The 16205-nt window shown below is 32.7% G+C and carries 9 protein-coding genes; all 9 read right to left on the bottom strand.

Translation table 11 applies throughout. The annotated features are described in order from the left end of the window. Position 1: 1 nt before the first annotated feature. The 9 genes from GQS57_RS02005 to GQS57_RS01965 all read right to left on the bottom strand — a co-directional run bounded on the left by GQS57_RS02005 (position 2) and on the right by GQS57_RS01965 (position 16204). Positions 2-1420: an MFS transporter gene (locus GQS57_RS02005; protein ID WP_165730711.1), complete on the bottom strand. Its 1419-nt coding sequence runs from the start codon at positions 1418-1420 to the stop codon at positions 2-4. Between the two features lie 10 nt (positions 1421-1430). Next, positions 1431-2921, bottom strand: coding sequence for a glycoside hydrolase family 30 beta sandwich domain-containing protein (locus GQS57_RS02000; RefSeq protein WP_165730709.1), 1491 nt, complete (start codon positions 2919-2921; stop codon positions 1431-1433). 11 nt (positions 2922-2932) lie between these two features. Further along, positions 2933-4207: a glycosyl hydrolase family 17 protein gene (locus tag GQS57_RS01995; RefSeq protein ID WP_165730707.1), complete on the bottom strand. Its 1275-nt coding sequence runs from the start codon at positions 4205-4207 to the stop codon at positions 2933-2935. A gap of 161 nt (positions 4208-4368) precedes the next feature. Continuing rightward, positions 4369-5982, bottom strand: coding sequence for a glycoside hydrolase family 30 beta sandwich domain-containing protein (locus GQS57_RS01990; protein ID WP_165730705.1), 1614 nt, complete (start codon positions 5980-5982; stop codon positions 4369-4371). A 94-nt stretch (positions 5983-6076) separates the two neighbouring features. Beyond that, a complete protein-coding gene (locus GQS57_RS01985; RefSeq protein ID WP_165730703.1) occupies positions 6077-9535 on the bottom strand; it encodes a hypothetical protein in 3459 nt (1152 codons plus the stop codon). 143 nt (positions 9536-9678) lie between these two features. Further along, positions 9679-10938: a glycoside hydrolase family 2 TIM barrel-domain containing protein gene (locus GQS57_RS01980; RefSeq protein ID WP_165730701.1), complete on the bottom strand. Its 1260-nt coding sequence runs from the start codon at positions 10936-10938 to the stop codon at positions 9679-9681. Between the two features lie 106 nt (positions 10939-11044). Beyond that, positions 11045-12724, bottom strand: a complete 1680-nt coding sequence (locus GQS57_RS01975; protein WP_165730699.1) for a family 16 glycosylhydrolase — start codon at positions 12722-12724, stop codon at positions 11045-11047. A gap of 10 nt (positions 12725-12734) precedes the next feature. Continuing rightward, complete coding sequence (locus tag GQS57_RS01970; RefSeq protein WP_165730697.1) at positions 12735-14756, bottom strand: PKD domain protein; 2022 nt, start codon at positions 14754-14756, stop codon at positions 12735-12737. Between the two features lie 5 nt (positions 14757-14761). Beyond that, a complete protein-coding gene (locus GQS57_RS01965; protein WP_240915426.1) occupies positions 14762-16204 on the bottom strand; it encodes a RagB/SusD family nutrient uptake outer membrane protein in 1443 nt (480 codons plus the stop codon). Between the last annotated feature and the right edge of the window lies 1 nt (position 16205).

Here is a 16205-nt window from a genome sequence, read left to right as displayed (position 1 = left end):
TTTACTTTACTTCTTTACGTTTGTCTAATGCTATTCTAATTTCTCCAGCACGTTTTTCTGAAAGGTCATAATTTCTCATGATGTACATTGCAATAAGAGTTCCTGCTATAGGAAACCCTGAAAAGAATAATCTCAACCCAATAAGTGCCTCTTCTGTCTGAATATTAACTGCAGAATCAAACCCTACAACAGATAAAATTGCACCACTTAATCCACCAGCAATTCCGAACCCGAACTTCACCATCCACCAGTAAATAGCACCAAAAACACCTTCTCTACGTTTACCCGTATTTAGCTCATCTAAATCTATTACATCTGCTGTCATAGACATCATTAAGGTAAATAAACCTCCAATACCAAAAGAAAAGAAAGGCAAAGCAAAAAGAAACATATAGGGTTTACCAGGAATAAACAAGAACCATAACATAATATAACCAACTACAGAAATCCCTTGAGACACCATAAAGGCTTGTTTTTTACCTAACATTTTAGACATTTTAGCCACAATAGGAATCACTAAAAAAGTAGTTACCAAAGCTCCAACACTTCCAAATAGCGTTGGCCAAATTCCTGCGGCAGCAGCATCTCCTTTAAAAAGATAATACACAATAATAAAAAAGGTAAAACTTGCTACGGTATTAAATGCATTAAAAACAAAGAAAGTAGCAAAACATAGTTTCTTAAAAGGTTTAGATTTAAAAGCTTCTACAAAGTTATTTCCTATTTCTTTTAAACTTCCTCCAATATTTTTTAATGTTAAAGAAGCATAATTTTCATTTATAGTAGACTTACTTTTGATAAAAATAGCAGGTACCATTGCACAAATTGCAAAAATAACGCCTACCCAAACAGCCAATTCTCTTACCGCAACATCTGCTGTAACATACCATTCTGGATCATACATAATAACCCAAAACCAAGGCGCAATTACCCAAGCCCATTGACCAACCCATTGTGCCACTGCCATGATACTTGTTCTCTCATGAAAATCGTCGCTCATCTCATAGCCCATAGCCACATAAGGAACACTAAAAATGGTAAGACCTAAATAAAAAGCAAATGACGTTAATAAGAAATACCAAAAATTATAATCGAGCGAGTTTTCTCTAAACAACTGCCACATAATTATAAAAGAAATCCCCATTACAATGGCCCCAATAAAAACATATTGTCTTCTTCTTCCCCAACGAGATTTGGTATTGTCTGAAATGTATCCCATAATAGGATCTGTAATCGCATCAAAAATTCTTGGCACTAAAGAGATAACTCCCCACATCCATCCTGGAAAACCTAAATCTTTTACCAAAACGACTATAAATATTCCTATTACAGCTGGAAACATTTGATTTGCAAGCATACCTACTCCAAAGGCAATTTTTTGACTCAATGGAACTTTAGAAGACGTTTTAGTATAAGACATAATTTAGATTTTATTTAGTTGCTATCATTATCGTTTGTAATGCTTGTGCATCTATATTTATAAGTGTTTCTTTTTCTCCTAAAGAGATTTTAAAACTTTTCTTTGTTTTTCCTTCATTAAAAACTACCACAGCTATAGAACCATCTGGATTTTGAGCTGCTGTAACTTGCAACTCTTTATCAGAATTTTCTAAACCAATTACTTTTGCTTCTGGTCTAATGTATTTACTAAAATGTGCCATGGTGTAATACAATGGTGTAAAATAAACTTCATCGTTTTCAGGATCTACAATTACCGGAGCAACACACCAGTTCTCAAACCAGTTTGGTCCTCCTTTTGTATCTAAAACCATGTTCCAGTCTACCCAACCGTCTACCCAATTATTTAGGCAACCAATAATATCTCTTGCATATCTATTTACAGGAGCATATTTTGGGTGTAAATATTTATTTTCTGGTTCTCTCCAGTCATATCCCCAATCTGTTGCTTCTTTTTTCCAATACCAAGCATCGTCTTGCCAAACAGGTATTTCAGAATCGATACATCCTTCTGTTTCAATTAAGTATTTTTCTGGTGCTTTATTATGTGCATATTGTAATGCTTCTGGGAAAACTTCATAGGTACTTTCATACCAATGAATAGCAGTTCCATCAAAATATTTAGATGAACTTTCACTTCTATACATTTCATCTACCCATTCTTTTAAGCCTTCTCTATTTTGATCGTAGCCTAAAATAATTTTATCGCCATACCCCTCTTTTTCTAATCTTGGACCTAAATGAAACTCAACAAAATCGGTCATTTCTTTAGGCGTAAAATGCATACTCTCCCAATTATTTCCATTTCCGTGTGGTTCGTTTTCTACAGTAAACCCCCAAATATCAATTCCTTCTGCCTCGTAAGCATCTATGTATTTAGAAAAGAATAATGCCCAAGTATCATAATATTTTGGCAATAATTTACCACCAACCCATTTGTTATTATCCTTCATCCACGGAGCAGCTGTCCAAGGAGAAGCAAATATTTTAAATCCGTCTTTAGACGCTTTCATGGCATCTTTTATCATCGGAATTAAATCATCCATATCATCTTTAATAGTAAAGTGTTCTAAATTAACATCATCTGCTACCGGAGAATATGAATACTGACTGATAGAAAAATCACAAGAATTCATGTGGGTTCTTGTTAACGAATAATTTGCGCCTTCTTCTGAGAAATACGCTTGAATAATGGTATCTCTATTTTTCTGACTTAATTTATTTAATAAATAAGCAGATGATTCTGTAAAAGCACCTCCAAAACCAGTAATTGTTTGAAAGGTTTTATCAGTATTTAATGTAATTGTAGCTGCATTTTCAGCAGGAGTAAAATCAGTAATTTTAGTTAACTTATTTCCTGCTTCCGAAGTTTCATAAACATCCACAGATAATTTATTATCCTTCTGGCTACAACTAATCATTATGACTAAAAATAGTGTGTAAAAAAAATAGTTTGTTTTCATTGTTGTTATTTTTATCTATTATATTCTGTGTTCGGAACCAAAACATCGTTTATTAATGCTTCTTTATTTCCATTATATGTTTTTGTAATTTCTTTCCCGTTTCTTGTTAAACCCTTAAAAATACCTTTATCAACCAAACTCCAAAGTGAATATTTAGCTTCTCCTTTTAAGTTGATTAAACCAAAGTGATTTTCAGATCCATTTGAGTTATTTGCATCTTTCCATTGTTCATCAAAAGCTTCAAAATAGAAACAAGAAATTCCTTCTTTATGCGTCCATTCTCTTAAATGTTGATAATACAAACCTTGCTTATATTCATCTGTAGCTCTAGAACCATTTACGCCATAATGCCCACTAGAAATAGTTGCCCAACCAGTTTCGCCAATATGAATCGTTTTGGTAGCATCTATACTTTTTACATAATTTACAACATCACTATATTGTTTTTTAGCAAACGTAAAAGCACGCAACATGGCATTGTCTACCTTTTCTTTGTCAGATAAACTTTTTTCATTTTCAAGAACTTTCCAAAATTCTGGATTATAGTGAGAATTATGATATGCATACGTGTGCATAGAAACATAATCGACCGCTTTAATTAAATCTTCTAAGTCTTTGGTATGATAAACAGGATCTCCGCCTCCCCAAGAAGCAAAATCATCTGAACTTGTAATCCAAACATCTTTAGACAATGCGCCGTTTTTCTTTAAATTTTGAAGATGATTTACCCATTTTAAAATTACATTCGGTTGCACAAAATAACTTGCCGCCCATTTTACCATCGCTTCATTACCCACTGCAATTACTTTTACAATGTCTGGATATTTGTTTGCCAACGCTACTGCTCTTGCAATTTCTCCTTCATTTTGATCACTTTCAATATCATGATTTGGTTCTTTGTCCGTCCAAGCACTTAAACAATCTATCCAAGCCCCCAACATTACATACATTTCAAAATTGGCATCATCTTTTTTAAGTTGATGAATGGCTTCTAAAACATTCGCGGCATGTGGTAATTCTGGTTGTACATTATAGGTTCTTAAAATCTTAATACCCATTGCCGAAAGAATTTTTAAATCCTCTTTCAACTCTTTTATTGTAGGTTGATTTTCTCTTGAATTCTCTCTATAACCTCCATAAGAAATGGCTAAATACTCTGGATTTCCTAAAATATGTTCTGCTGTTATTACTACCTTTTGCTCTTCTTTTAACTTCACTTTAGAATTACAACCAACACCAAAAATTAACACAATAATTGCAAACAAATTTTTTATAATTGAATTCATATTTTTGATAATTAAATGCTATTTACACATCAAGATTTATAACCTTGAATATATTTATTTAGAATACCGATTTGTATAAGAAACATAGCATTTAAATTGACACTATATTTCAGTTTTACCCTTAGCCTAGTCTACCTTAAAGCATACGTTTTGATTTTTTTTTACTTATTACGTAAATCAATCGTTTGAACAGCTCTAGGTGCTATTTTCGTTGTAAAAGTCTTAGTTTCTAAAACAATCGATACTTCATGAGCTTCTTCATTTTGGTTAAAAACAACCACAGCAATAGAACCATCTGTATTTTTTGCAGCTGTATATATTACGCCATCTACTGCTTCACCTTTTACACCGATTCTGTGTGCATCTGGGCGAATGAACTTACTAAAATGACTCAATAAATAATATAAAGGCGTATAAATTACTTCGTCAGTAACAGGATTGATAAGTACTGGTGCGCTATTAAAATTATCGTAAGGATTTGGTTGTCCTTTATTACTAAGAATGCTACACCACTCAATATATCCTTGAGTTCCGTGGTTTAAATCTGTAATAATATCGTTTGCATACGTTTCGAAAGGCACAAAAGTACCTGCATAATCTGTACTTGATCTCCAATATTGACCAATTGGATCATTGGCATCAATATCTATACTAGATTCGGTATGAATCATCCCTTTGTTTGGCCAATTCTTCTGTAATTCTGCCAATTCTTTTGCATACCAATTATTCTCTTTTAACTCTGAATTTGTATACCAATGAAAAGCAGTTCCCCAAGCATATTTAGATGCTTCTGGATCTTCATACGTTTTTGCAACATAGTCATTCATTGTAGACTTATTATGGTCATAAATCAATACGTGCAATCCAGCATCTAAATCATCAAGATTAAGATGACCATCTTTAACCAATTGAGGCCCCAAATGATCTCTTAAAAAGTCTCTCCCTTGTTCTGGCGTAAATCCATTACTATCCCATTGTGCATCATGCGCATGTAATGGTTCATTCTGTGGCGTAAGCCCCCAAAGAGTAATACCTTGTTCTTTATATGCAGATACATATTTAGACATATATTCAGCCCAAAGGCCATAATATTCCGGTAGTAAACTACCATTAGTCATTTTAGCAGTTTCTCCTGATTTCATCCAAGATGGAGGACTCCAAGGTGAAGCAATAATCTTAAAATCTGCACCAGGAATACTAGCTGCTTCTAAAATCATTGGAATAAGATCATAGTTTGGATCTATCAATTCAATGCCACGTACCTGATCGTTTTCTTCCCCAGAAAATCCTTTCATATCTTCATGGATACTAAAAGTTGAAAGATCTTCATCTCCCTCTTCTACGTAAGTGTAATGATTGTTTGAATAATCACTACTGTTAATGTGCGTTCGTGTAAGCGTAAAGCCAGCACCTTCTGTTGGACTAAAAAGTTTGGCTAAAACTTTTTTACGAGAATCGACTGGTATGGTAGCTAAATTCCATGCTGAAGATTCAGTAAAAGAAGCACCAAAACCATAATACTTTTGATATTCTTCATTAGGAAAAAGCTGTAATGTTACTTTTTTTACTTCTGTAGCAGGTGTTTTAACTTCATCACTTGATAGTAATTTAAGGTTGTCACCAGCTTGTGATGTTTGATAAACATCTGACACATAATTTTCATAAGCACTTTTTGGTGAGCAGCTAACAAAAATTATGGATATAAATAAAAACCATAACCCGCCAATATTTAGAATATCAGATTGCATATTCATTTTTCCAGTATAATTTTTCATTTTCCTTTTGATATTAAATATGTTCATTCCTTACTATATTTTACGAATACTCCACCAACTGTAAAGCAAAAACCTTACAGCTGAGTTGTATTATTTACTTTTTTACTGAAACCTCTATGCGATCTATTTCTCCTGTTCTTTCGAACATCATTTTAGAAATAGCAATGTTAAGAGTTAAACTTTCTGAGTTTTCTTGTTCTCCATTCACAAAAAAGATAGTTACACTTTCTTTACCTGTATTTTTATAAATAACAGGCACTTGACAATACGTAAAACAAAGCGAACCTTTTTCTAAATCAATCAATTTTGCTTCTTTATTAATTGCGTTATATTTAAAAGTTTTAGGAGTTTCTACAAACTCACTTGCTCTTAATAACCTTGGATTAAAGTTTATTTTTCCTTCTTTTACAAAAACGCCTAACTCACCTATTCTACTTAAAACATCTTCTTTAACCTGACCAGTCATTCCTGGTTGCTGTGCTCCTTTTCCGCCTGGTGTATGAGAATATGGATCTGTAGGAAATGCACCATATAATTCTGGTGATTTGTGTACTCCAATTCCTGCCTGAATTTCATAATAATGATCTAATAACGCACCAATAAGAACCTCATCTTCATTATTTTTTATTGCTAACAAGCAATTTTCTTGCACTGCTAACAACAATTTAGAAACCATGTGCCAATAAATAGAACCTAACCCTTCATAACCAAAAAAGGTTCCTGAACGACCTGTAAATGCTTTGTGGTTAAAAACCTCTTCGAAAATAGTTGCTAATAATTGCCCTTCTTTTTCAACTAAATCTACATACGTTTCTGGTAAGTCTTTAAAAGTTGCTTTTAAACTATTTGCGTTGTTAAAATTGGCATTAAAATGATAGGTACCCAAAACATCTTTATTAATGATTTGCGTATTGTTATCTGTAATTAATTTTAATAACAACTCAGAGTTTTCTACTGAAGATTTCGGAATTATATTCTTTTCATCAAAACGAGCTAATTCTTTATTCGGATATAAAATATAACTGTATTGATCTTCTCTAAACAGCGCACTTGCTTTCATTCCGTCTAAAACTTTTAAAGCTTCTTTTGACGATAAATAGCCAGCACTTAAAACAGCAACTTGCCCTTCTAACATTTCAGACAAATAAGAAACAGACACTTCTGTATCGTTTTCAATTGTCATTAAATTATAAGAATGATATAAATTATCTGTACGTTTATTTGCTTTTATGGTATGATCTAAATACTCTTTTGTAATGGTAAAAAAGTCTAAAAGAGCTGCTTTTTTAAGAATAATTTTATCACTAGAAAATCCGTTTTCATAAATTGAAGTTCTAAATTTACTTCCAGCTTCACCTAAACCATCTAAAACAGTTTTTCTTTCTGCATCAGAAAATTTTCTTGATAAAATATTTTTATTTTGATTAAAAGTAGTTACAACTTCATTAAAAAATGTTGCTAATTCTGAAGAAACGGCAACTTCTTCTGCTGTTGATTTTACAACTACTTTTTCGAAGAAATTAATAAAACGATTTAGGTAGTTAAGTGTTACCATAGAAACACCGTTACCAACCAAAGCGTTGTTTGCGTCATTCCATTCTGGTCTTTGAGTGTTCATCCAAATTCCACCTTCAGGAATAAAATTAGATACTTTTGCTAAAACGGTAGCTAATAATTTCTCGATTAAATTTACTTTATAAATAAAATAATTTTCATCTCTTAGTAAAGCACCATCAGCACCTAAACGTTCTCTTCTTTGTTCTATATTTTCTTGTTCTTCAAAATCAAAATCAATTGTATCTTTTGGATTTTTTAAAATATCTTCATATTTCTTAATTCTATAAGGCACATTTGCATAGACAAAAATAGCTTCAGAAAAACGTTTTTCTAATTGATTTGGATAATGGTTTTCTATAAATTCTAAGAATTTTAATAAGTAAATTATCTGATGATCTCCCCAATATCCAATATAAGACCAAGGGTCATTTTCTTCAATCGTTTCCCAATCAAAACCATCTTTTGTAACTCTATACGGATTGTAGCCATCAAAAGTAGTTGCATTTAAAAACTTATGAATCATGCTTTCTATAAACTCTGGATACGAATGCGCTAGAGTTTCCCAATTCTGGAAAATATCTCGCCAATTCCCTTCATAATCTAAAATTTTAGAACCATCAATTTCATTTTTTGTATTGATAGAAAACTTATTCCAAGGTCTACTTGGGTCTCCATGTCTTCTACTAAACTTTAATGGTAAATATTCAAAACAAAGTCTTTTAAAGTTTTTATCTTCATCTTTTTCTGCAATATTTAGAATAACATCTAATGTAAATAAATCTGGTAATGCATTTAAAAGGTCTTCTTTTAGTTTTAGAACTTTTTTGTTTGCTTTACCAATATATTTTATAAAATCTTCTTTTTCAATTTTATAATCATCATCAAAAGTACCACCTCTCATTAAATTGAAAAGCGTATTTGCAAAATGTCTTGTGTTTACCAAAGCATCATCGGTTACTTGTAAACCATCTGCTGCTCCAGTTAAAGCAATTAAGTTTTTTGTCCCTAACTCAATATCTTTAGTAATAATTTCTAATAAATTTTTATCTTCTTTTATTGCTTTAGAAACTTTTTGAATATCACCAATTGTTTGATTTACGTTTGCAATAAAACGCCATTCTTTAGATTCATTAGCTTCTAAGGCGATATCAGAACTAATAAAATAAGCTCCTTTTTCTGCTTTTACATCTACCTCTTGTTGTAATTCTAGACCTCTTCTAAAATTATTTAATTGTAATGATGACAATAAATACATAGGATTATCTACCCCTAAAGACCAAACAATATTTGCTTTTAAAGCTTCACTTGGCTCTGCTTTATCAACAATAATTGCACTTAAAGCATAAACACCTAAACCAACTTCTTTTTGTAATTCGCTCTTTTTATAGGCGTCTACTAAATTACTATAAGAGTTTTGCAAATCTGTAGTTACATCCGAAGGAATAATATTTTGCAAACCATCTAAAAAAGTAACTTCAATTTTTTCAGGTGAATTATTAATTAAAGTCGATTTTTTTACAAACCCAAATTGATCAGAAGAACTCCATTGATATCTAAAAGTGATTCCTAAATCTTCATTAATTTCTTCGAAAATAACTTTATTACCAAAACTGTTTTTATATAAATTTTGTTTTGTTTGATATAAACCTATCTGTCTTTGAGAAAAAGGTTCCCAAACATACGTTTTGTCATTTTTAGTAACTTGAAAAATAGATTTACTCCCTGTTACATCTGCAGACTCTGTAATTTTATCATCTGTATAATAAGGAAAAAGTGAGTATTCACTATTTTTTCTACCAGCAGATAAACCTCCATTACTAGAAATAAACATCCAATGGTTAGAGTCTGAAACAATACTCATAAAAAAAGGTCTCATTTCATTGCTATTCGAAATTTTATAATACACTTCATTTTCGAAGTTTATCATTTCTCCTTTTACCTCTTGCGCTTTAAACGCTGCTTTATTATTTCCTAAAAAAATAGTCTTTTTTGTCATCAAAATTATTTTTTGAACCTCTTATAATTCATTTAAAGAGGTTGTTATTTATTGATTCCACAAGGTGCTTTTCAACCTTATAGAATTTTATATATATACCTACAGGTTTAGAAACCCTGCAAGAAGAAGCGCTTGAAGCTTCGTTAAAATTTTATTTCTTTAAAATGCTCCGAAATCAAATCGGTTGTCATTCCTTTTGCATATGGATTTAATTCATGTGCTTTTTGTAAAGCAAAATAAGCTGCCCTAGGTGATAATGTGTAAAAACCATTTTTATCTGTTAATCCTTTTGCACAGATACCAAACCATTCTTCATTCATGTTATTTGCTCCTTTTTCATAATCTATTGCATAGCCTGCATTAGACCAAGAAGCATGATTATCATGAATATTTAAGCCTGTAGTTTGTCCATTTTTCCACCAGCCATCACTAAATTGAAACGTAAAACCTCCAATAGCATTTTCTGCCTTACCTAAGCCTGCCACATTTTCATAAATCTCTTTCCAATTTTCTACCATATAATAGGCTTGCATTTTTTGATCTTCTTTCTGGGTAATTGAGTTAAAAGCATCTGCCCCAAATTCTGTAAATAAGATAGGCATGTCTAATGTGTTTTTTACTTTTTCAAATGCGTCTCCAAAAGACTTTCCTCGGTACATATTTGTTCCATAAATATCTACGTCTTTACATTCTTCTGCAATAATATCTATATATAAATCGTCTCCGTTACAAATAGCAACGGGATGATTTACATCTATATTTTTCATTATAACAGCTGCTTCATTCATTAATCGATACATTGCTCTACCTCTTAACTCTCCTATTTCTTTCTTTTCATTTTCTCCTTCTGGAAAATCTTCTGTTTCTGAACCAGACCAAAAAAGTCCGTAGTTGTTTTCGTTACCTAAAAGAAACATTAATAATCCCGGAATATCTTTATAGGTTGTTGCCATTTCACTTACTTCTGTAAGTAAACTTTGTTGTGCGTCTGAATTTCTGTAATCTGTTTCTGGTTCCCAGTTGCCATTTATAGCAACTCCGTATCTACCAAAAGAGTGGTTTAACATGGTATAAATGCCATAATTTTTATAGATATACGTAATCCATTTTGGTTGAATCCCTTTATAAACACGAATTGTATTAACGCCCATGTCTTTCAGCAAAGTCATTTCTGTATCTAATGCCGTTTTTATAAATGCTTCTGGTTGTTCCCACAAACTATAAGCGAAATTTGTACCAACCGGAAAATAATCCCAATTCATTCCATTAATTATAAAAGCTTCTCCATTTACAACTAATTTCATTCCTTGTTCATTCTTTAAAACAGCAACTTTATCTGTCTTGTTATCACAAGAGTTTAAAGTAAAAAAAAGTAGGATTATTGGTAAGAAAATGTATTTCATAAATATCAACTTTAATGCGTAAGTTTTTAATGTATCATCAAACTAAAGAGAAGAAAAAATAAGGCCAGCCATAAAACACTGACCTTATTAAATAAACCAAAAAATATTATTGATATACTTTTACATAATCTATTTCCATGGTATCTTCTGTAAATGTATCTGCTACATCTCCACCAAGAGTACCTCCAACGGCTACATTAAGAATTAAAAAGAAATCTGCATTAAATGGCAATGTTTCACTGTTTGTCATTTCATAAAACATTACATCATCTAAATAAATTTTAACAGACTCTTCTGTCCATTCCATACCGTAAACATGAAACTCTGAAGCTGCATTAGAAATCGCAGTAGTTTCTCCATAACTTGCGTTTGAAGAACTAGCATCATCAAACCAATGTAAAGTTCCTAAAGAGGTATTTTTATCATCTCCTGTTTGCTCCATAATGTCAATTTCTCCACATTGTGGCCAACCAACAGTTGGAAAGTTAGATCCCAACATCCAAATTGCTGGCCAAGTTCCTGCCGCAGCTGGTAACTTCGCTTTTACCTCAACTCTACCATATTTAAATTGATACAATCCTTGAGATTTTAATCTTGCAGAAGTATAACCATCACTTACATCAGCTTTAGCTGTAATAATTAAAGAACCACCTTCTACCTTCACATTTTCTGCAGCTTCTGTATAAGTTTGTAATTCTCCATTACCCCAACCACCTGCACCTAAATCATAGGTCCAATTTGCAGCATTAGGGGCTCCATCTGTATTAAAATCATCTTCCCAGACTAAATTGTTATAAGTATAATCAGGAGTAATTGCACCTTCCACAGGTTTGGTTGATGTAAATTTATGATACCAAGCAGCACCACTTCCTGAAGCAGAATTTTCTATAATTCTAACTATCATCTCATCATTAGTAATCGAAATAATATCATACGTGCTAGCACCTACATACCATCCCATAAATCCTCCATCTGCAATTTCGAATTCTGTACCTCTATAAGGTTCATCATTATACGATCCTTCTGTTCCTGCTTTAGATGTTGATGGTCCAAAAGCAACCGTTTTTACACCAAACATTGTCGTTGCTACCGTTTCATCATAACATTGATCTCCATCTACATCTATTAAATCTCCATAAGTACCAGGTATAAAAGCTGGTCCAACAGTTTGCTCAAAAGTAAGTCCGTTTGCAGTTCTTGTAAATACAAACTCATTATCATACATACAAGATTTTTCATCATCCCAGGCCTTAATTCCATTCCACCAAGCCTCATATGCAAACTCTCCATTCCCATAGTCATCTGTAGCTGGTCCCATACCTACATGTACTGCAACATCTGCTTGCCAATACCATTTTTTACTATCACCTACGTTTGCACCACTTAAAAAGTTTTCTGCCTCCACATCAGAAAAAGAACTATAAACTTCTACATCTATTGTTTTTGTTGATGAAACGCCACCTGTACCATTTGCTTTTACAACAACGGTATATAGATTTACACCTACTTTAGAAAACCTTTTTGTTAAGACTCCTGATGGTGAAGCTTGTGCAACTCCATCAAAATAATATACATAAGAAGAAGCATTGGCAGCTATTGCTGTTAAATTTACAGAACCACTTCCGTCTCCGTAAGGATTATTAGCATCTACACCTACAACTTCTGCCGTTATTACGATGTCTGTTGGAGAAACAATTTCTCCGAATTCGTACTCATTCTCTTGACATCCATAAAGGACTGTCATTAAAGAAAATAAGATTATATAAATATTTTTAAGTTTTTTCATAATCATTATTTTAAAATTGTGATATATCATCTAGATAAATAGTATAATTAGCAGAACCATCTCCTTCTGTACCATTATCCATTATTAAAACTAGGTTTGTAAAGTCTACAGAAGTACTTATTCCAGAAAAATCAAACGTTAACTCCTCCCAAGCATTCGCTGTGGTTGTAGTTGCTGTAATTTCTGCTGAAGCCACGGTATTTGGCCACGGAGTAGCATCTTCAAATTTTAATAGTACATCTAAACCTGCTCTTGGAGACCAAACTTTAACTTTAACACTTGTTCCTCCAGTAAAACTAAATGGTGTAGGAACTGTAATTTTAGATCCTGCCCAAAGTTGACCTGCATTTTTTACAAGTTTTGCAACCATTGCAGATGCGTTTCCGTTTGTGTCTGGATTTGCAATTACAGAAATTGCACCACCATCAAAAGAACTTAATATAAACTCTGGTTCGAAATCTAAAACAGGACTTGTAGAAATATCATCTACGTAAATAGTGTAGTTAGCAGATCCATCTCCTTCCGTACCGTTGTCCATTATTAAAACTAGATTATTAAAATCTACACTCGTGCTTATTCCAGAAAAATCAAATGTTAACTCTTCCCAAGCATTCGCTGTAGTTGTAGTTGCTGTAATTTCTGCTGAAGACACAGTATTAGGCCACGGAGTAGCATCTTCAAATTTTAACAATAAATCTAAACCTGCTCTTGGAGACCAAACTTTAGCAGTAATTGTTGTATTAGAAACATCAAATGTTGACGAAATTGTAATTTTAGATCCTGCCCAAAGCTGACCTGCATTTTTTACAAGTTCTAAAACTGAAGAAGATGAATTTCCATTTGCATCTGGATTTGCAATAACGGAAGCAGATCCACCATCAAAAGAACTTAATTCATAATCTGTTTCAAAAGTTAATGGAGTTACACCAGTAACTGGCGCTGAACTCGCTTTGTAAAAATAAAGATTGTCTATAAACACAGACCCCGAACCTTCAAACTTGAATTGGTGAATATCATCTACTGATAAACCTTGCTCTGTAAATGCTGAAATAGGAATGTTAATCGTTGTCCAAGCATCTTTTGTTAATGCTGTTTTTATCATTTTTTCTCCGCTTGCAACACTAATTAAATAGGTATCTAATTCTGTAGCATCTGCAGTCCAAACATCTAAATGAAGAAACTCCATACCAGAAATATCTTGTGTTTCACCAATTTGAATTCCTTGATAGTTTAAATTACTATACTGAATCATAGCATCACCATTTAACTCAAAAGGAGTATAAACAGTTGTTTGGCTCCAATTCGGGTTAAAATCTGTACCTGCAACATCTGTATAGGTATCACTAAAAATAGAAATAACATCTGCAGCGTCTCTTGCTGGTTGTGTATTTGCTGATTTTAAAGGTGCTAAAATAGCAGTAACTTCAAACTCACCGGTATATTCTGTTGTTTCAATTGCACCACCTTTAGCTATTACTTTTACATTGTAAGTACCTGCTGTAGCGTATTGATAATTTATGACATCTCCAATATTAGCTGATGCTGCTGGTTGAGCTACATCTGCTTCTCCTGAATAAAAATCGTAAGTAGCTGCAAAATCTGCTTTCGCGGTAACATTTAATTGTTTAGAAATTGCAATATCATTTTCTATAGTAACTTCTAAATTTTCTGGAGCTTTAAAAGAAACGACTAATTCTTGTGTTGCTTCTGCTGTATCTCCTTTAGTATTATAAGCTACCACTTTAACATTATACGTTCCTTCCTCATAGGTATGTTGCGCCATTTTACCAGCCTCAACACCTTTTTCTTCTGCAGATGCATCTCCAAAAGACACATCAAACAAGGTTGCACCAACCGCAGTTGGTAAAATAGTAACCAAACCAGAATTATCTTGCGATAAATTATAACTAGCAGCAACATTAGATGGAGGTGCTACATTATCTAAGAAGTCTAAAGATCTATCTTCTTCTGTACAAGCATTAATAATCAAAAGTATTACTAATGCTTTGTATATTATTTTTAATTTCTTCATAATTATTAGTATTTATCGTTTTGTTTCCAATTTCCTTGTGAAAATTGTATTTCTTCAATCGGAATTGGAAAAACCTCATTTTTACCCGTTGTAAAACCTGGTATTTGAGCCCCTCTACCTGTTCTTACCAAGTCGAAAAATTGATGACCTTCTCCTACTAATTCTACTCTACGCTCTTTATAAATTGCAGCTGTTAAATTAGAACCTGTTGTAACAATATTATGATCTGCATCACCAAAAGCTCTTTCTCTTACTCTGTTTAAATATGTTTTAGCTTTAGCATCATCTGCTGATGGTTTTCTATTATTAGCTTCTGCTGCCATTAATAAAACATCTGCAAAACGAATAGCTCTATAATTATTAGGGTTTGTTAAGTTTAAGTCTCCTGCTGCTTCTTCACTTCTTTTTCTAGGAAGATATTTTCTATTAAAATAACCTGTATGCTCATAACCTGTAGTAAATTTTGCTCCAGTTGAAGCTGCCCATGCATCAATATCTAAAATAGCAACCTCTTTTCTGTTATCTCCATCTTCAAATTCATCTACCACTTCTTGAGTTGGTACATTAAAACTAAATCCTGAAGTAAATAAACTTCCTTCATATCCTCTTACACCCTGATACCCAACGGCAACATTACCTTCACTACACTGTAAACAATCGAAACTTGCACCTTGTGTATCTGTATATTGCACTTCAAAAACAGCACCTGTACCGTTTTCTCCGTCAAATTCAAAAATTTTGTCATAATCAGATTCTAAAACATATCCTCCGTTATTTATAACACTTTCTAGAACAGTTGCAGCTTCATCAAATTTATCTTGATATAAATAAACTTTTCCTAATAATGCTTGTGCTGAACCTTTTGTTGCTCTACCAACTTGAGGCGCTGTATACGTCATGTTTGCAATTGCATATTCTAAGTCTGCTTCAATTAATGCATATACATCTGCTTTTGGCGATCTTGGTATTGTTTTTTCATCACCCAAAACAAAACGACCGTCTGCTTTAATAGGAATATCTCCAAACCATTTTACCAATTCAAAATTATAATACGCTCTTAAGAAATAAGCTTCCCCAAGAATTACATTTTTACCCGTAAAGTCGGTTTTATCTTTAAACTCAATAATATAAGCAGCTCTATTAACACCTCCGTACATTAGGCTCCAAAGGTCTTGAAGTTGATCGTTAACAGGAGTATGCGTCATATCATCTATTTGCTGATATCCAGGAACATCTGTAGCTGTTTCTCCACCACACAAAGTATTGTTAGAAGCTATTTCTCCCATTAATACATTTCTAAATGTAGATTGTAAAGGATCATAAGCTGCCACTAAGGCATTGTAATAATCTGTTTCTGAATTGAAGAAAGATTCAGAATCTTCTGCATAAACTTTTGCATTATCTAAGTATTCATCAGAACAAGCACTTAAAAGAAGTAAACTTGCCATA

It is taken from the genome of Polaribacter sp. 20A6 (genome assembly GCF_011378915.1).
In the GTDB taxonomy this organism is placed as follows: Bacteria; Bacteroidota; Bacteroidia; order Flavobacteriales; family Flavobacteriaceae; genus Polaribacter; species Polaribacter sejongensis.
The sequence above is the reverse complement of the archived record's forward strand: the minus strand, read 5'-3'. Positions and strand labels throughout refer to the sequence as shown.